The organism is Streptomyces colonosanans (genome assembly GCF_001866645.1).
In the GTDB taxonomy this organism is placed as follows: domain Bacteria; phylum Actinomycetota; class Actinomycetes; order Streptomycetales; family Streptomycetaceae; genus Streptomyces; species Streptomyces colonosanans.
On sequence record NZ_MLYP01000023.1, the window covers coordinates 67,146 to 83,500 of the forward strand.

The window sequence follows — 16,355 nt, forward strand, 5'->3', positions numbered from 1 at the left end:
AAGAGCAGCGGTCCTTGGCGGCCGGCCGCCCGGCTACTGCTGGATGCAGAACCCGAACGCGCGGGGCCGGTGTACGTGGTCACCTGGCCACAAGGGCAAGCATCGGGACTGCTACGCGAGCACCGAATGGTCGTAGCCTTCCCGGTCCCGGCATGCCGGGACGGTCGATGAACGACGCCGCGCCCGTCAGGGCCCTGTGACCGCCGAGCCCCCAGACGCGACCGAAGGATCCCTGGGGTGCGCGGCCTATCACCACCACGGCCGGCCCACCTGGGCCGGGCGAGCACCACTCGAAACCGAGAGGGGCACCATCGTGAGCACCGCAACGACCGAGCTGCGCCGGTTCCTGACCATCACCGGCCAGCGCCTCAAGAACGGCCAGCCCGCGCCCGAGATGTTCTCCCCGGCCGTGGACGCGGCCTGGCACGAGATGCTCGGCACCTCCCAGTACGCGGCCCTTTGCCAGGAGTCCGCGGGTCAGCCGATCGGCCACATCGCCAACAAGGGCCACGGCCCGATCGCCTGGGTCACCGCCTACGAGGAGGCGTACGGACCGCTGCCGCAGATCTGGTTCACCGACGCCGACGGCAACGTGGACCAGGAGGCGCTCGCCCGCTACCGCACCACCGGCACCGTGGTCGCCGAGTGGGACTGCACCCCGACCGGCGGCGACGGCGACGACGTCACGCCCCAGCGGCCGGAGACCGGCCGCCGGTGACCATCCCACGCACCACGACAGCGCCCCGGCCGACCGCCGGGGCGCTGCGCCTTGTTGAGGCCAGCACCACCAGCCCGACGACCGTGGACATCAGCGCCTACGTGCAGCAGATGACCGCCCACTGCCCCTACCTTGCTCCCTCGCTCCGCCAGGGCATGACGACCTGGACGGTCTACCGCGTCGACGGTGACGCCGAAGCGGTTCAGGCGGAGCTCTTCTACGCGGGCGTCCAGGCGGCGGAGTGGCTGAGGCCGCTGCTGAACCGGCCGCACGGCCTCCTGCGGTGCGAGAACATCGTGCTCCTGGGCGAGGTACCCGGCACAACACACCGTGAGGTGATGGCCTGGCCGCACTGGGCCCTGAAGAACCTCTACGGGCCGGTCGGGGTCATGTTCGGCAAGTTCTACGCGGGACAAGAGGAGGTCACTGAGGCCGGCCAGCGGATCCCGGCCGCCCCCGCTTCGTTCCTCCCCGTCAGGGCCGCCGCCCGCCGGCGCGACCCGCGCTTCCTCACCGCGACCCCGGACCTGGCCGCTGCGCTCGCCGTGGCCGAGGACGACGGCCGCGGCGTGTTCGAGCACATTCCCACCCAGTGGCAGGAGATCCGCACATGGGCCAGACACCTTCTCCCCCCAGCGAAGCCGTCGACCTCCTCACCCGACAGATCGGTGAGCCCACCTCGACGCAGCTCCTGAGTGACCGGCGCAGCTCGCGGGCCTGGAAGATCCAAGGCCCCCTGGCCGCGGTCGCGTTGAAGGCCAACAGCCCCGACAGCGACGATGCCCGCGACAAGTCCGCCGAGATGGCTCAGGAAGACGACCACCTTCTTCGTCTCGCTGAGGCAGGCGCCGTGAGCCCCGGCTACCGGGTCGGTGCCGGGGCATGGGAGGGCGGCCGGTGGCTCGCCGTGCGCTGGATCGACGGCGCACCGCTGTGGCGGGCACTCGCCCGCGCCCGAGGACCCGAAGGGGACAGCGCTTCGGTCCGGTCCTGGCTCCTGGGGATCGCCCGCACCTGGGCGGAGCACCTCGCCCGGATGCACGCCGCCGGCTGGGCCCACGCCGACGTGCAACCCACCAACACCCTCGTCACCGGCGACGGCTGCGCGGCGGTCATCGACTACGCCCTCGCCTGCGGCCCGCACAACGGCCGCCGCGTCCCGTATCGGGGAGCGCTCACCCACACCACCGCCCCCGAGATCGCCACCGCGATCCTCACCACCCCCGCGGACGCCCACATCCAGGCGCGGCCGGCCGCCGACATCTGGAGCCTGGGCGCCTCCCTGTTCTGGTGCTGGACCGGCCACCGTCCCGTCGACTACGCCGGCAACGTCGACCGGCTTCAAAAGCTGCGCGCCATCGCCAAGGGCGGCACCACGGCAATCGGCGATGTCCGGCCGTGGCCGTTCTCCGCCTTCGAAGCGGCCATCATGGCCTGCCTGTCCGCTGACCCCGCCGACCGGCCCACGGCCGAAGAACTGGCCGCAGCATGGTGACCCTGCGAGACATGACTACCGACGACGCTCCGGCCCTTCAACGCATCTACAGCGGCGCCTCGGTCCGCTACACGACCGGCAGGGCACTCACGCTCGGCGAGGCGCAGAACAAGATTCGTGCGGCCCTTGCAAGAGCCGCCGAGAACCCCCGCCAGCAGTGGGCATGGGGGCTCGCCGTCGAAGGCGAGCTGATCGGCCAGATCTCCCTACGCCGAAGAACCCCGGGCATGGCCACCCTCAGCTACATCCTCCGTGAGGACACCTGGGGCAACGGCTACGCGACCGAAGCCGCCAAACGCGTCGTCCAGTTCGCTTTCACCACCGCTGGCCTGGAACGCCTGGAGGCCATGCACCACCCCTCCAACCCGGCCTCCGGCCGCGTCCTGACCAAGGCCGGGTTCATCCGCACCAGCACAGTTGACCGGCACTTGGGGAACGGAACCGTCGTGCCGTACCCGGTGTACGCGTTGCAGAACACGTGAGGTCAGCCAACGGAGCGTCGCTTATAGGGCCGGAGGATGATCTGGGCCTGGCAGAAGGGAAAGCGGTGGATACCTGATCAGCGGCGTAGAAGAGACGCTTGAGGACCTGGAGGACATGCTGGTCACGTTCTTCACCAGCTGACGGGCCAGGAAGGCGCCCGCTCTTTCCGGGGCGGGCACTGCCGTGGAGGACCGGCCGGGGTTCGCCGGGCGCTCCTCCCGTCAGACGAACTATGTGGCGGTCTCCCCTGTCGAGCTGATTGCGGATGTTGCGCGTCGGCCGTCCCGCGTGCGGATGGCAGCGGTCAACGGAACTGCACCATCACCAGGTTGGTGACCCCTTCGATGGCGAGTAGGAGGCCGGGGCGGGTGGCGCTGATGTGGTCGGCGCGCAGCATTCGCACGGCCGGGGTCAGCTGCCGTAGCGGGCGTGCATCAGGTCGGCCCACTGCTGTGCGCGGGTCATGTCGCTGGCGCAGCTGATGCAGTGGGGCACCGTGTCAGTCCGGGTGGAGTACGGCGTGTTCGAGCGGACTTCGACGATCGCGCGCAGCGTGCGGAGGCACAGCGGGCAGAGGTCTCCGTGGAGCAGTTCCGTATTCATGCGGCGGACTGTGCACAGGGCGACGGCTTACCGTCTCGGGCTGACCGGACGGCCCGCCTGACGGGCGTGGCGGTAAAGATCTGGTGATGGCCTCCCGCCCGGCGGGAAGCACCCCGGATCACGCTTCTGTGCAGGTCATGGGCGGTGTTCCATGGCCCGATGCTCAGCGCGAAGAAGGTCGGCCCGGGTGGGTGGCGGTACTACTTCCGCAGCGTGATGGTCGGCGACGGCCACCGCCCTGCGGGTAGGGCGCTGCGTGCAGCCCAAGACGAAGCCGGTGTACCACCAGGTGTCTGGAAGGGGCGGGGACTTGCCGCGGTCGGCCTTGCAGCCGGGGACGTGGTGAGCGAGCGGCAGGCCGAACTGCTCCTGGGGGAAGGCCGGCACCCGGACGCCGACCGGATCGAGCGCGAGCTCCTGGCGCAGGGCATGAGCCCGGCGAAGGCCCGGCGAGCGACCGTGCTGGGCAGGCCCATCGAGCACAACCAGTCACCCAAGACCGAGAACGCCAAGGAACGGTCTCCCTGGCTGGCGATGGACCTGGTGTTCCGGGCGCCGTCGACCGCGCAGATCGCGTGGGCGCTCATGGATGACGAGCACCGCCTGGTGCTGGAGCTGTGCCAGGACATCGCCCGGGACAAGGCGTTGGCGTCGTTGGAGGAATCGGTCGCGGAGATCCGCTGGGGGAGCGGCGGCAAGCACCGCAAGCCGGTGAAGGACGGGCTGATCGTCGCGGTGTTCCGGCACTACGAGTCCAGAGCCGGAAAGCCCCTGCTCCATGACCATGCCCTGGTGTCGATCCGTGCCCGGAGGCCGGACGGGAAGTGGGGGAACCTGTCGGCTGACTCGATGCTGGAGAACATCGTCGCGGCCGGCACCCTATACACCCTGTACTTCATGGAGGAGGTGTCCGCTCGGCTGGGGTGGGCGTGGGAGCCGCGCGAGGTGACGCCCGGCAGAAGGCCGGTCATGGAGGTTGCGGGGATCGACCAGCGGCTCATCGGCTGGCAGTCCACCCGCCGCCAGCAGATCGCGGACGCGGCGCCCGTTCTGGTGGCCGACTACGAGGCAGAGCACGGACACCCGCCGGGGGAGCGGGCCGCGTACGCGCTGGACGGACAGGCCGCCGACCGGACGCGCCCGCCGAAACCCACGGCGGCCGGGTCGCTGACCGAGCTGCGCGACGGCTGGCGGGAGTCGGCGATCCGGGCGTACGGCGTCGACGTCGTCTCCCGGCTCGCCGTGCGGGCGCGGGCGGCGGCCGCGGCGGTGTGGGCCCGGGTGTGGCCGGTGGCCGACGTCGTCCTGGCGGCCGTCGACACCGTCGCCGTGGTGTACGTGATGCGCGGAGCATTCAAGCGCCGGCACCTGCTCGCCGAAGCCCGCCGCCACCTCGCCTACGTCCTGCGCGGCCGACCTCACGAGCCGGGCCTGGACGACCAGATCGTGCAGGCGGTCGTCGACGACTACACCCGCCCCGTCGGGCGCGGCCGGATGATGACCGCCGACCTGCGCGCCCTGTACCCCCACGACACCGAGGACCAGGCCGTGCTGCGCCCGCTGACCCGCAAGCGGTCCGCGCCCCCGTACGAGCGGGCCCGCCTCGCCGCCGGCGCCCTGGCCGCCCGGGTCCGGGCCGCGCGGCGAGCCGAGCGCCTGGGCTCCCGCACCCGACCGGGTGCGGTCGCCGTGCCCGCCGCCTCGAGGTCGCACCCGCGGCCGTTCCGCGCAGGCCCGAAGACTGACCGTCCCCGACTCCTGGAGCCTGAGTCCGGCATCGACGTCGACACGGTGGAGCAGACCCGCCGGACCTTCGAGGCCGCCGCCGCGGAGTTGGCGGCCACGCTCCAGGACAGCAAGCGGGCGCGCGCCGTCGCCTACGGCCTCCGTTCGCAGCCCGCCCCGGCGACGGTCCCACCGCCGCACACCCAGCAGCCCGGCATCCAGCACACGCAGGGCCAGAGTCAAGGAGGAGTCGCGTGAGCACCCCGGAAGAACAGCCCAGCCACGAAGAGGTCCTCGCCCGCGCCCGCGCGGCCCGCGCGGAGATGGCCGCCGCGCTCGACGAGGACCAGGAGCCCGAGCCCGATGAGCCCGTGGGGTGGCAGCCGATCTGGAAGCGGCCCCGGACGCCGAAGTCGAAGGCGGCCAAGAAGAGGGAGCTGCACAAGCAGCGCCGGCGGATCCAGGACGCCGCCAAGCGCCGCCTCGCCGCCGGGAACTCGCGCAGGCCTCGCTCCCGGCAGAGCCGGATCGGCAACGCGGCCGCGCGCCGGGATGCCCGCGCCCTGTCCCGGGTGCGGCACTCCAACGCCTGGCTGTGGTGACGATGCCGGGCATCGTCCACCGAGTGGAGCCCACGATGTTCAGCATCCAATGGCGATGCACGACATCGAGTGGCCTCCACTGAGTGGACTCCACTCCGGTGCGCCGGATGCCGATGGACTCCACCGTGGTGCGCATCGCGATGGTGCGCCACCGCACCCCGGTGCGCCGCGCCCGGCGATGCCCGGCACTCTCGCGCGCGCCCGGTGCGCCGCACTCGATGCTCCGCACCGCACCGGTGCGCCCGCGCCGGCCGACCCCTTGTCCGGGTGCGGCCGGGCGCGCGCGACCCCCTTGTCCGGCTCCGCTACACCCCCTTGTCCAGCTCTGCTACCGCGACGTTCCCCTTGACATCGCCGGTTTCGGCTTGCGATCAGGTCGCGGTCAAGGGGGTGTGTGATAAAGGAGCCCGCTCGGCCGTGGCGCGCGCCCGGTGCGGTGCGCCGACGCCGATGGAGCGCACCACGATGGCGCGGTGCGGCGCGGTGATGCGATGGACCGCACCATGGTGGTGCGGTGGCGCGTCGCGGTGGTGCGGTGGTGCGCCTGCGATGCGCGCCGCACCGCACCACCGCCCTCCCGGTGCGCCTACGCGATGGTCGGGCGCACCGGGTTCGAGCCGGCGGGTGCGGGGTGCGCATCGAGGGCCTGGCCGAAGCCGACAGCTTCCATCTGGCGCAGGACATCGGCGACGGATTCACCGTGCTCTTCCTCGGTGAGGACCTGCCGGACGAAGGCGATGACCGCGCGGGCGACGCCTTCCGCCGCGTCCGGCCCGGCCTGCGCCCAGCTGCGCAGGGTGGCCACGAGGACCCGGCCGACGGCCTCCAAGGCGAAGGAGTCGTCGCACGGATCCGGGTCGATGCCGCACAGGGCGGTGACCGGAACGACGATGCGCTCCGCGGCATCCGCGAGCAGTTCGGGCATCCGCGGATCGGAGCTTGCGAACCCGGCGGCTGCTTCGGCGTCGCCGGCCTCTACGGCCCGCAGGTAGCTGAAGGCGCTGAGCACCGTGTCCGGCGTCATCGGTGCGAGCGGCGCGGTGGGGTTCTGGAACATGGACGGCTCCTCACGTACGGGTCGCCCCGCTGATCGCGGCGACCTCGAAGCCACCCTCGAACTGCGGCCCTGTGGACAGAGTCCGGCCGCTGACGGGGGAGAACTCTCCCCCTCCGGTTTGATCACGATGCGGTCACGACGGAGGGGTTCTTCAAGACCGGCGTCACACGGAGGACGAATTCCACACCTGTACGAGGTGAATGGCGGGATAGGCCCGCCCCACCTCCAGGAGCACCCTGTGGCGAGCACCGCAGACGAGCCCGAGCAGTCCCTTGACCGGACCGGCGACGCCCCCTCCGTGGACCCCTCCATCACCCCCTCCGCGCCCCGTCGCCAACGACCGGGAGTTTCCGCAGGTCAGGCCCGGCGGACAGGAGGCCGTCGCAGGTCCGACAACCCTCATGTGCCAAGGAAGCCAAAGCACAGGAGGACTTCGACCGAGCCTCGACGCCGGGAGCTCCTGCAAGCACTGGGGATCTTCCAGAGGGCTACGCCCGATCAGTTGTGGAAGCTGACCCGTCCAGACAACAAGCACGACAAGCTCACGCGGGACAACCTCCTGGATCTGGAGGACCACCACTTGGTGAGGATCGAGTCGGTGCAGGAGGACCAGCGGCAGGTGTGGGTGCTGACCAAGCGCGGACACGGCGAGGCGAAGCAGCTGCTGGAGCCGAAGGGCATACGGGTCTCGGTGCTGCGCAAGCAGGAGTACGACCCGGACACCGGGGAGCTGCTCGGCACCGGCTACGACGACCACGCCGCGGCGGTCACCTCGACGGCCGCCGAACTCCACCGCGCCGGGATCGGCCACCGGCTCGGCTTCCAGACCGAGATCGGGCACCGGCTCGGCAACAGCTACGTGCAGCGGGCCGACCTGGTGGTGCGGGCGCCGGAGGCCGGGGTGCCGGTGCTGCTGCTGGAGATCGACCGCCGTACCGAGGACGCGCACGACCTGGTCGCCAAGCTGCGCCGGTACTGGGAGTGGGGCCGGCTGCTGCCACGGGACGCGGACAAGCACACCGTGGACCTGGCCCGCTCCCGGCCGGACGCGATCGACCACGTCGACCACGAGAAGCGGCTGTGGCGCCGGGTCTACCCGCCGACCGGCCGGGAGGGCCTGGTGCCGGTGGCATTCGTGTTCGCGGACACCACCGAGGCGAAGGTCGCCAACACGGTCGCCGTGCTGGAGGAGGCCGGCCGCCGCTACTGGGCGCCGCGCCGGCACCAGACCCTCCACCGGGGGATCACGGCGAAGGACTACGGCCAGGCGGTGCCAGTCGTCGTCACCACCCTGGAACAGCTCCAGGAGCACGGCGCGGACGCAGCGGTGTGGCGGCGGCTGGGACGCAAGAGCGAGCAGACGCTGACGGCCGCGCTGGACAACCCAGACGGCGAAGCCCTCTTCCGCGACCAGGAGGCACGCGCCGACGCGGAGGAGGAACAGCGCCGTGCCGCTGAGCTTGAGGCGCAGCGCCCCGTGTGCAAGCGGTGCGGGCAGAAGTTCACCGACCAGCGATGGGAGGAGACCACCGCGCACCGGACGGCCTGGAACGCCGGGGACGTGTTCGTGTGCGGCCCGTGCCACGCCGACGACGTCGCCCGCAAGGAAGCCGCCGCCGAAGCCGCCCGCCTCCAGGCCGCCGCACCGCCGGAGCCGGAGGACGACCCCGAGCCGGACCGTGGCCGCGGCTGGTTCCGCCGACGGGCCTGACCGCGTGCCCGCTGTGCGGTCGGCAGCCGCCAGGCCGCACAGCGGGACCGACCCCGAAGTCACCGCATCACCGGGCGGGACGGACGGGCCCATACGACGGTGACAGCCCACCGGAGTCCCTAAACAGGCCGCATGAGACGCAGCCGAGAAGAGACCGCACCGCAGGATCTGCCGGGCGACCTGTGGCACGCCCTGGCTCAGCTCCACCACACCCATCCCGACCCCGTGGGCCGTGTCGGGCCGCTCGCCCGTCCGGCCGGGCTGCTGTCCTTCACCGCGGCCGCGGACACCATCCTCGCGGCCCGGGTTCAGCTGACCGGCGCGGAGACGATGCGCGAGGTGAACGAGACGCTCCGCGCGATGACCGGTGACCTGCCCCACGCTCACTTCACCGGACCCGGCGTTGCACTGGAGCTCACCCTCAGCAGACGCCAGGAGCTCCCGGTCCACGCGGCACACGTCGCCGGACTCACCCGGCTCTTCCGGCACGCCTCCGGCACCATCGGCGCCCGGAGCACCCCGGGTGGCGGCCGCTGTTTCCACTGCGACGGGACCGGACGCGCTCGCCCGCTGTGGGAGCCGGCGGACAGGCACGCGTGAGCAGGAACTCCGGCGCCTGGTCCTCGCCGCCGTCGACCGTACGTCGACCGTGACGTCCTCGCCCGGCAGATCGCCCGCGAGGAAGAGCAACGCCGCGCCCTGGCCGCCTTTCTGGACGGCTGGGGCGCGGCGGCCGGGGGAGCACCCTTGTGGTGCTGTTCCGGCGCGGGGACGCTCAGGCGGGTGCCGGTGCCGGGCGCAGCGATGCCAGCGGAGAGCGCCGGCCTTTCTCCACCGCGCGCAGCTGCTCCCAGTCGACCTCGGGGTGGGCGGGGACGACCGCGTCGACGGACGCCGTGGTGTAGAGCGCGACGTTGACGGCCCCGGCCCGGCTCGTGCCGAAGCGGACCTCGATCGACTGCGGGGAGCGGACCCAGCCGAGCCGGACCATGTGGTCGAAGTCGGCACGGCGCACCCGGAGCCGGGCGGCGGCTTGCTCGGGCCCCAGCGGGGTGTCGGCGGCGACCAGGTCCGCCAGGTCCTCGCGGCGGCAGACCTCCGCGACCTGGCCGGGGTGGTGCAGCGTCCCGTCCGGGTTCGCGCTCAGGTCGACCAGCAGGCCGCGGTCGACGAACCGCCGCACCACGAAGGCCGTGACGTTCGCCTTCTCGCCGATCACGTTCGGGGTGCCGAGCGCGTCGGCGATCCGGTCCGCCGCTGCGCCGCCGCCGCCGATCGGCGCGGACGGCATCGCGGCCCGGATGGCGTCGGCGTCCAGCGCCTCCACAGCGGCCCGGGACCACTGGTAGGACGACGCGTCCGGGTCGGGGATGAGGCCGGTGTGCCGGGCCCACCGGAAGGCCGCTGCGGGCACCTTCAGGCGCTTGGCGGCCTGGCTCGCGTCGTACTCGGTTCGTCGCATGAGATCACCTCTCGCTCGTTCGCCGGAAGCGGCGGACAGAACATGACAGAACACCCGAAAAGCTGTCAATACCCCCTGGAAATAGGCAAGTTGGACGCACGCCGCTAGGACTGCGCCCGCGTACGCGAAGGAAAATCACCCGCCCGGGTGCCGCTCCAGACAGGGCCGGACCACCGTGGTCGGGGCCGACCACAGGCCCGACCGTGAGGCCGACCACGCCGGTCGCGACCCCCGACCACGGCGCCGGACGGGGCGTGTCCGAAGTGACACGCAATTCGAACAAGCGATCTAATGCCGGTATGGACGTGACCGACTTCCCCGACGACCTGGTGCAGACGCAAGCCGCCTGGAACGTGACCTACCAAGCGCTCGCCGCACCCCGCCCCCGCGACACCAGCGCGTTGCGCCGCCGCCTGCTGCTCCTGTCCGTACGGCTGTGGTGGCACCCCTACTGGGAGACCGTCCCCTCGGTGCCGGCGGCACGGTCCGAGCTGCGCCACCTCGCCCGCGCCCACGGAGCTGTCCGGGCCACGTGACCGGTCGTCCCGGTCGACCAGGAGCACGAGGTTGCGCTGGGGGTTGCGCCTATCTGTTGCGCTGGATGTTGCGCCAAGGGTTGCGCTAGGTGTTGCGCGGCCCGCAGGACCGTCTCCGTGTCCGCGCAGGTCACCACGCCGTTTTGCCGTGGTCGGCCTGCTGACATCCCCGTTGCGGCTGCTCTGCCCATGTCCCTTGGCTGGAGTGAAGGAGGAAGGGACGGGCGGGATGGGCGGCGCGGCCGCGGCCGGGGATCGGGGCGCGCTCAGCCGGTTGCGCGTCGGCCGGGGCCGCCGCGCTCCGCCGCCCGTCAGGCTGGCGCCGACCCCGGGGCAGGCACCGATGCACGGGGTTGATCGGCATGGTTTCAGCCACTGCATCTGATTGCCCGGCGGGTCCCGGACAGCTGCGGGTACGGTCGATCGGTTTGACGGCTGGCGGTGGCTGCCGGTGGGAAGTGTCCGGTCGGCGTGTCGTCGCATCGCGGGTGGGGGTGGTTCGGTGGGCAGCACCGAGCAGAAGATCGAGGAGCAGTTCGCGCAACTTCAGCAGAAGGTCGGCGCTCGCCATGCCGAGGTCCTGAAGCACGACGTCGACGACGACCAGTTCGCGGTGGAGTACGCCCGGCTGGTGAACTCCACCAGCAAGCTGGTGGAGTTCGAGAAGACGATTCCCGAGCGGCTTGCCGAACCCGAGCGCAGACGCAGTGAGCGCATCGTGACGTGGTCCTGGCGCGGCCAGGCGGCCGTCGGCGCGGTGTTGATCGCGCTCGTCTTCGTCCTCGACCGCTCGACCTGGTGGTTGGTCCTGCTGGGTCCGCACTTCCTGGGAACGGTGGCCGGCTGCTTCCAGAAGGCCGATGCCGAACAGCACCGTGACCGCCGCTTCGGAGCCATTGGACTGCACGTGGTCGCGCTCCTGATGGCCCTCATCAGCCTGAGCGTGATCAGCCGGTGGTTCATCATCGCCGCCGCCGTGGGCTGGATGCTCGTCGCCGGGTCCTCGATGGACAACACGGGCGCCGACCCGAAGGGGGCGCGGCGGTGAGCGACGACTACAGCTACCAGGTCCGCCGTCTGGAGACCCGGACCGGCGGGATGGAGCACGAGCTGCACTCGCTGCGTTCGAAGCTGGGGGAGGTCGAAGACCTCGACTACGAGCTGCGCGACATCCGGAGCGGCATCCGCAGCCTCGAGGACGACCTCAGCACCGTCCGCAACGACCTCACCGAGCTGGACGACGACGTACGCGGCCACATCCAGGACACGGATCAGTCCCTCAAACGGCTGACCGGCCGCGTCCAGGCCCTCGAAGCCCACCTGCTCGCCGCGGGCGGCGCCCCACTCGCCGACCTCGACACCATCGACCCGGAGTGGAAGAAGCTGGCCAGGACCGCCAACCACGGCTGGCACGTGCGCTCCGGCCTGCTCCACAGACACCAGCGCGAGGCCCACCGCCTAAAGGTCCGCGAGTACGAAGGCGCGGTCGCCGAACGCGACGAACACCGTGACAAGGTGGTGGAGGCCGCTGGCATCCTGGCCGGTCAGCCGCGCACGTCCCGCGAGTTCAAGCAGGCCGTCATGGACTTCGGCATGTCCCGCACCCTCGCCGCAAGCCACGATCAGCGAGCCCGGCAACTGGCCGGCCCCGCCCAGACCGCCCAGGCCGCACTGGCCCAGGACGACACTCTCAGGCAGGCGAAAGCGTCGCTGATCGAGCAGGGCGACAAGGCGGAGAGGAAGCTTAACTGGCTGTTGCGCGGCCGTCTGGCCGACGCGATCCGCGACCGCGCCCTGCTGCCCATGTGGTTCGTGACCGTGCTCGGTCCCGTGCCGCCGGCGCACAAGACGCAGGAGTGGATGGACCTCGCCACCCAGGTCCTGGCCTACCGGGTCACTTACGGGATCACGGACCAGGCCGTCGCGCTCGGACCGGCGCCCGACGAGTACGTGCAGCGCCGCACCGAGTGGTACGGCGAACTCACCAAGGACCTGCGCCGCTGGTAGCCCGCGTGGGTGTGCAGCTCCACACGTACGAGACCCCGGGCATCTGCGGCCCGGGGTCTCTCTGTGCTCTGGGATGTCCGACCGGTTCAACGACCCGCCGACGCGAGCGTCACGCCCACTCCACGCCCAGCTCCCGCAGGGCGGCCAGCTGGTCCTGGGCGAGCTTGTCCCGCCTCGATTTGGTGTTCGAGACCCACACACCCAGTTTCACGGTCACCGGCTCCGCCTCGCCGTCGACCGCGATCTCTTCGCTGTGACCCCTCGGCACCGGCCGGTCCGCGCCTTCCCGTTCCGCCCACTGCGCGAGCGCCGCCAGGCCCCGCTGGAACGCCTGCGATGCCTTGCCCTGCCCCTTCGTCGCACCCTTGGAGGCCGGTGCGGGAGACGGCGCCTCCACGGGCGTGACGCCCAACTGGGACAGTCGCTCCTGCTGCTCGGGCAGGAGCCGCGCCCAGATGGCCGGCTGGGCCTGCTGCTGGAGCCACTTGCCGATGTCGTCGCCGTCCATCAGCACGCCGGGTGCGATGTCGGGCAGCTGGCCGTCGGCGTCGACCAGGTCGGCGAGCACCCGGTAGTGGCGCTGCCAGTCCAGCGGCCACGGGCAGTCCCAGTCCGGGTCGATCTCCGTCAGCTGCGCCGCGCGCACGGCGGCCCGCTCTGAGTCCTTGCCCAGGCCGTTCTTCGCTCCCTTCCGCCGGAGGTTGGCCATGTGCTGCCCGACGGGCACCATCGCCTCGCCCTCGCCCCACACCGCGTCCTGACGCGGCGCGAGGTGCCCGGTCGCCCGCCGGTAGGACCGCAGCGCGGCGAGCTTGGCCTCCCACGCTTCCTCGCCCGGCTCCCAGACCATCCCGGCCTCCGGCGCGTCCAGGAGGACCTTGCGCCGGTCCTCCAGCTCCCCGGCCCGCAGCGCCTTCCTCTGCTGGTGGACCCATCGGCCAAGCGGGAAATCCTTCGTGACCCCCACTTCCACCTCGACGTCGTAGGGCACGGCGTAGACGCCGGTGATCTCGTTCTCCGCCCGCCACCGCAGCAGCGCCTGGTAGCCCTCCAGCCACACCAGCGATTCCGGCCGGTAGACCCGGGTGCGCAGAAACGCCGCGATCGTCGCCGCGTCCCGGGGAGAGGAGAAGTGGAGCAGGGCCGACTCGGCAGCGGCGTCGGTGTCGTCCTGCTCCTGGTCCCCGCCGCCGCCCTCGCCGCCGGCCCCGACGATCTGACCGTCCTCATCGCGCTGGACATGGACCTTGCGCTTGCCGCTGGTGAGGGCGCGGGAGGCGAGCTGCTCGACCAGGCGCTCATCATGCGAGCGCAGGCCCTGAAGGACCGCTACAAGGGGGCGGAACGAGGCGCTGGCGACCATGTCGGTCGGGTCCTCGCCGGGCTCCAGAAACACCGGCACGATGATCCTGGCCACCTTCGTGCTGCCGTCCTTGTTGAGCCTCAGCGCCCGGCCGATGTTCTGCACGATCTCCACCTGCGAGCCGCGGGTGTCCGCGAAGCAGATCGCTTCCACGCCCCGCTCGCCGGTGATGTCCACGCCCTCCCCGAGCACGCGAACGCTGGCGAGGAAGGCGCGGTGCACCCGGCGCCCGGCAGCGTCGATGCCGTTGGCGAACTGCCTGATGACCTCGCGCCGCTCGGTCACGAGGTGGTCGCCGCACAGCCACGCCGACCACACCCGGTCCGGCGGGACGTGTCGGCCGGCCTCGAGCTCGTAGAACTCCGCGTCGATGGAGGACTTCGGCAGCTTGTCGGCGGCGGCCAGATCGTCGTCGGTGGCGTCGTTGACGTACAGCTCGGCAGCGGTCTCCGGCAGCTTCTCCGCGAACGCGGCGGCCTCCTCCACTTTCTGGTGGAACGTCATGACGGTCTTGAGGTTCCACTTCGCTGCGTGCTCCAGGAGCGCGGTCTGCAGGAGCGCCAGGCGCCGCCCGCGCCGCGCCTCTTCGGACTCCCCGATCACGGGGGAGGGGTCGCGGATCTCCAGGACGTCGATCTCGAACCCGGCGAGGATCTCGCGCTCGATCGCCTCCGACAGCCCGAGCTCCGCGAGCCACGCACCGTACGTGCCCTCCGGGTCATCAGCCATGGTCGCGATCTCCGCCTCCTGGCCCTCAGCAGCCTTCTGCGGGCGGGCCGCGGCGAGGATGCGCGGGGTCGCAGTGAGGTAGAGCCGGAAGTCCGCCGGGATCCGCTGGTTGTCGTGGATCGCTGCCCACGGCCTCCCAAGATCACCAGTGGTGCCGTGCGCCTCATCCACGATGGCGAGGTCGAAGCCGCTCATGCGCTGGCCGTACAGGCGGTCTCCGCCCGCCAGAGCGGCCTCCAGCGGCCCGCGAACCTTCCGCTGGCCCTCGGGTGCGTCGATGTCCTCGCGGTCCACCAGGGAGGCGTACGTGGCGAACACGACCACCGGCCCGGACCCGGCCCACAGGGCGAGCTGGATCGGGTTGGTGGTGGTCCGCACGCCCAGCTCCTTGAGCACCGGGTCGTTCTCCAGCGAGCACACCGCGACCATCGGGGCCCGGTGACCGACCAGCCGCCACGCCTGGGCGGTCTGCGCGAGCAGGTCCAGAGTGGGCACGGTCACGAGGATCCGGCCGTCCGCGAAGCTCTCCAGCGCGCACGCGGCGGCCGTGATCGTCTTGCCCGAGCCGGTCGCTGACACGATCGTGCCCCGGGCACCCTGCGGGGGCACAGATGACCTTGCAGGGAATCCCACCCACCTGCGAAACGCGGAGCGCTGATCGACCTGGTGTCCCTTGAGCTGAATCGCTGACATTTCCTTGCCTCCCCGAGCGCTGAATTCCTGTGGTCTTTCAGAGGGCCGCGTGCGGAATGCAGGCCGCGCCCAAGTCGTTCCAGATCGACGCATCCGCCTTGTGCCAGCCGCCTGGCTTTCCGTCCTTGAAGGGCGGCTTGTCGTCCGGGTCGTAGTGCCCGGCATCGAGCGTGCAGACGGTGACGTCTCCGTCCGCGTTCACCGTCCGCGCGGTGCACAGACCGCCGGCCTCACCCAGCGCCTCCAGCACCCGGCGCCGCGCCGTGGTGTGCGGATGGGTGCCCGGCAGCACCGCCTCCCGGACGAACCTCTCCAGCCGGACCAGGTCCGCCCGCTCACGCTGCCTCACATCCGCGATATGTACGGCCAGTTCAGCGGCCCCGACCGACCGGCCGCCGCGCCGGGACCACTCCCGGTCCGCGATGCCCACCAGGGCCTCGCTCACCGCCGTCACGCCTTCATCCCAGCCGTCCGAGAACAGCGGGCCCCGAGAGGCCGGCGCCATGCCGCCCAGCTCCACCACCTGGCACTGCGCCCCGGCGACCGCCCCGGCCTCCAGCGCGGCCACCAGGTCGTCCGCCTCGCTCGCGGGCACACCCTGCGCCTCCAGGAGCGCGAACACCTTCAACCGGGCGTTCACGCACGCCGTCTGGTACTGCGTCACCCGGCGCACGGAATCGCTGCTCAGCGCGGGATCAGGTCCGATAGATTCGTGGTGACCGGTCATCTGCGGTCGTTCCTCTCGGAATTCCGGGGAGTTCCCGGGTGGTTGGGGGGTGTCTCGTGTTTCCGCCAACGGTACATGCTGCATCAACCTGATGCAGCGATTACACTAGAACCCGACACGAACGAGCGACCCCTTCCCTTCGTAGCCAGCTTGAGTCCGCGCCAGCGGGCCCCAATGGCCCTGGAGGCGCAGCCGGAGGGACCGTCAAACGGGGGAGCGCAGCGGACCCGCCCGACCGGGCTGGAGTGAAACGGAAGCCCGGTAGCGGGACGCAGTCCCGCCCGTTCCGGGAGCGCAGCGGACGGAGCATCAACCCGCTTGCGCAGCAAGCGGGTTGGGCGGGAGGCGCAGCCTCCCGCAGGCGCTCACGCGGAGCGGGAGCGCAACACCCGTGCGCAGCACGGGTGTTCGCTTGCACATCGCGCAGCGATGTGGTACCCGCTC

The 16,355-nt window shown here is 71.5% G+C and carries 16 protein-coding genes; 11 read left to right on the forward strand and 5 right to left on the reverse strand.

Annotated elements, in window-relative coordinates; genetic code table 11:
* Positions 1 to 313: 313 nt before the first annotated feature.
* From BIV24_RS09220 to BIV24_RS09235, 4 genes are read left to right on the forward strand one after another with little or no spacing between them, the layout of a single operon-like run.
* Positions 314 to 718 (forward strand): hypothetical protein, encoded by a 405-nt coding sequence (locus tag BIV24_RS09220; RefSeq protein WP_071365733.1) that lies wholly within the window; start codon positions 314 to 316, stop codon positions 716 to 718.
* The gene (locus tag BIV24_RS09225) at positions 715 to 1,413 is read left to right on the forward strand and encodes a DUF6875 domain-containing protein (protein WP_071365716.1); all 699 of its coding nucleotides are present in this window, start codon (positions 715 to 717) and stop codon (positions 1,411 to 1,413) included. Before BIV24_RS09220 ends, BIV24_RS09225 begins: the two co-directional genes overlap by 4 nt.
* On the forward strand, positions 1,329 to 2,213 hold the full coding sequence (locus tag BIV24_RS09230; protein WP_071365717.1) for a protein kinase domain-containing protein: 885 nt from the start codon (positions 1,329 to 1,331) through the stop codon (positions 2,211 to 2,213). Before BIV24_RS09225 ends, BIV24_RS09230 begins: the two co-directional genes overlap by 85 nt.
* An 11-nt stretch (positions 2,214 to 2,224) precedes the next feature.
* On the forward strand, positions 2,225 to 2,695 hold the full coding sequence (locus BIV24_RS09235; RefSeq protein WP_245766717.1) for a GNAT family N-acetyltransferase: 471 nt from the start codon (positions 2,225 to 2,227) through the stop codon (positions 2,693 to 2,695).
* A gap of 412 nt (positions 2,696 to 3,107) precedes the next feature.
* On the opposite strand, the gene BIV24_RS09240 is transcribed toward BIV24_RS09235, so the two are convergent.
* Positions 3,108 to 3,299 carry a hypothetical protein gene (locus BIV24_RS09240; RefSeq protein ID WP_071365719.1) on the reverse strand — a complete coding sequence of 64 codons (192 nt, stop codon included), beginning with the start codon at positions 3,297 to 3,299 and terminating at the stop codon, positions 3,108 to 3,110.
* A gap of 159 nt (positions 3,300 to 3,458) precedes the next feature.
* Between BIV24_RS09240 and mobF the strand changes: the two genes are divergently transcribed.
* Positions 3,459 to 5,282: a MobF family relaxase gene (gene mobF, locus BIV24_RS09245; protein ID WP_245766718.1), complete on the forward strand. Its 1,824-nt coding sequence runs from the start codon at positions 3,459 to 3,461 to the stop codon at positions 5,280 to 5,282.
* On the forward strand, positions 5,279 to 5,626 hold the full coding sequence (locus BIV24_RS09250; protein ID WP_071365720.1) for a hypothetical protein: 348 nt from the start codon (positions 5,279 to 5,281) through the stop codon (positions 5,624 to 5,626). The genes mobF and BIV24_RS09250 overlap by 4 nt, the downstream gene beginning before the upstream one ends.
* A 586-nt stretch (positions 5,627 to 6,212) precedes the next feature.
* Here the strand turns inward: BIV24_RS09250 and BIV24_RS09255 are convergent.
* Positions 6,213 to 6,683, reverse strand: coding sequence for a hypothetical protein (locus tag BIV24_RS09255; RefSeq protein WP_071365721.1), 471 nt, complete (start codon positions 6,681 to 6,683; stop codon positions 6,213 to 6,215).
* 502 nt (positions 6,684 to 7,185) lie between these two features.
* On the opposite strand from BIV24_RS09255, the gene BIV24_RS09260 reads away from it, so the two are divergent.
* Complete coding sequence (locus tag BIV24_RS09260; protein WP_071365722.1) at positions 7,186 to 8,394, forward strand: hypothetical protein; 1,209 nt, start codon at positions 7,186 to 7,188, stop codon at positions 8,392 to 8,394.
* 132 nt (positions 8,395 to 8,526) lie between these two features.
* Positions 8,527 to 8,994: a hypothetical protein gene (locus BIV24_RS09265; RefSeq protein WP_071365723.1), complete on the forward strand. Its 468-nt coding sequence runs from the start codon at positions 8,527 to 8,529 to the stop codon at positions 8,992 to 8,994.
* A 175-nt stretch (positions 8,995 to 9,169) separates the two neighbouring features.
* Here the strand turns inward: BIV24_RS09265 and BIV24_RS09270 are convergent, their stop codons facing one another.
* Positions 9,170 to 9,856 (reverse strand): hypothetical protein, encoded by a 687-nt coding sequence (locus tag BIV24_RS09270; protein ID WP_177198660.1) that lies wholly within the window; start codon positions 9,854 to 9,856, stop codon positions 9,170 to 9,172.
* 299 nt (positions 9,857 to 10,155) lie between these two features.
* Here BIV24_RS09270 and BIV24_RS09275 point away from each other — a divergent pair, with 299 nt between their 5' ends.
* The 3 genes from BIV24_RS09275 to BIV24_RS34265 all read left to right on the forward strand — a co-directional run bounded on the left by BIV24_RS09275 (position 10,156) and on the right by BIV24_RS34265 (position 12,399).
* On the forward strand, positions 10,156 to 10,392 hold the full coding sequence (locus BIV24_RS09275) for a hypothetical protein (protein WP_071365724.1): 237 nt from the start codon (positions 10,156 to 10,158) through the stop codon (positions 10,390 to 10,392).
* Positions 10,393 to 10,894: 502 nt separating this feature from the next.
* Positions 10,895 to 11,440 carry a hypothetical protein gene (locus BIV24_RS09280; RefSeq protein ID WP_071365725.1) on the forward strand — a complete coding sequence of 182 codons (546 nt, stop codon included), beginning with the start codon at positions 10,895 to 10,897 and terminating at the stop codon, positions 11,438 to 11,440.
* On the forward strand, positions 11,437 to 12,399 hold the full coding sequence (locus BIV24_RS34265) for a hypothetical protein (protein ID WP_177198661.1): 963 nt from the start codon (positions 11,437 to 11,439) through the stop codon (positions 12,397 to 12,399). Before BIV24_RS09280 ends, BIV24_RS34265 begins: the two co-directional genes overlap by 4 nt.
* A 109-nt stretch (positions 12,400 to 12,508) precedes the next feature.
* On the opposite strand, the gene BIV24_RS09290 is transcribed toward BIV24_RS34265, so the two are convergent.
* The gene (locus tag BIV24_RS09290) at positions 12,509 to 15,184 is read right to left on the reverse strand and encodes a DEAD/DEAH box helicase (RefSeq protein WP_079168104.1); all 2,676 of its coding nucleotides are present in this window, start codon (positions 15,182 to 15,184) and stop codon (positions 12,509 to 12,511) included.
* Positions 15,185 to 15,221: 37 nt separating this feature from the next.
* Positions 15,222 to 15,911, reverse strand: a complete 690-nt coding sequence (locus BIV24_RS09295) for a hypothetical protein (protein ID WP_071365727.1) — start codon at positions 15,909 to 15,911, stop codon at positions 15,222 to 15,224.
* Positions 15,912 to 16,355 lie beyond the last annotated feature (444 nt).

What these genes read in the sequence shown, in the direction of transcription:
- BIV24_RS09230 (WP_071365717.1), top strand. Translation starts at nt 1,329, where the DNA reads ATGGGCCAGACACCTTCTCCCCCCAGCGAAGCCGTCGACCTCCTCACC.
- BIV24_RS09235 (WP_245766717.1), top strand. Translation starts at nt 2,225, where the DNA reads ATGACTACCGACGACGCTCCGGCCCTTCAACGCATCTACAGCGGCGCC.
- BIV24_RS09240 (WP_071365719.1), bottom strand. Translation starts at nt 3,299, where the DNA reads ATGAATACGGAACTGCTCCACGGAGACCTCTGCCCGCTGTGCCTCCGC.
- mobF (WP_245766718.1), top strand. Translation starts at nt 3,459, where the DNA reads ATGCTCAGCGCGAAGAAGGTCGGCCCGGGTGGGTGGCGGTACTACTTC.
- BIV24_RS09255 (WP_071365721.1), bottom strand. Translation starts at nt 6,683, where the DNA reads ATGTTCCAGAACCCCACCGCGCCGCTCGCACCGATGACGCCGGACACG.
- BIV24_RS09265 (WP_071365723.1), top strand. Translation starts at nt 8,527, where the DNA reads ATGAGACGCAGCCGAGAAGAGACCGCACCGCAGGATCTGCCGGGCGAC.
- BIV24_RS09270 (WP_177198660.1), bottom strand. Translation starts at nt 9,856, where the DNA reads ATGCGACGAACCGAGTACGACGCGAGCCAGGCCGCCAAGCGCCTGAAG.
- BIV24_RS09275 (WP_071365724.1), top strand. Translation starts at nt 10,156, where the DNA reads ATGGACGTGACCGACTTCCCCGACGACCTGGTGCAGACGCAAGCCGCC.
- BIV24_RS09290 (WP_079168104.1), bottom strand. Translation starts at nt 15,184, where the DNA reads ATGTCAGCGATTCAGCTCAAGGGACACCAGGTCGATCAGCGCTCCGCG.
- BIV24_RS09295 (WP_071365727.1), bottom strand. Translation starts at nt 15,911, where the DNA reads ATGACCGGTCACCACGAATCTATCGGACCTGATCCCGCGCTGAGCAGC.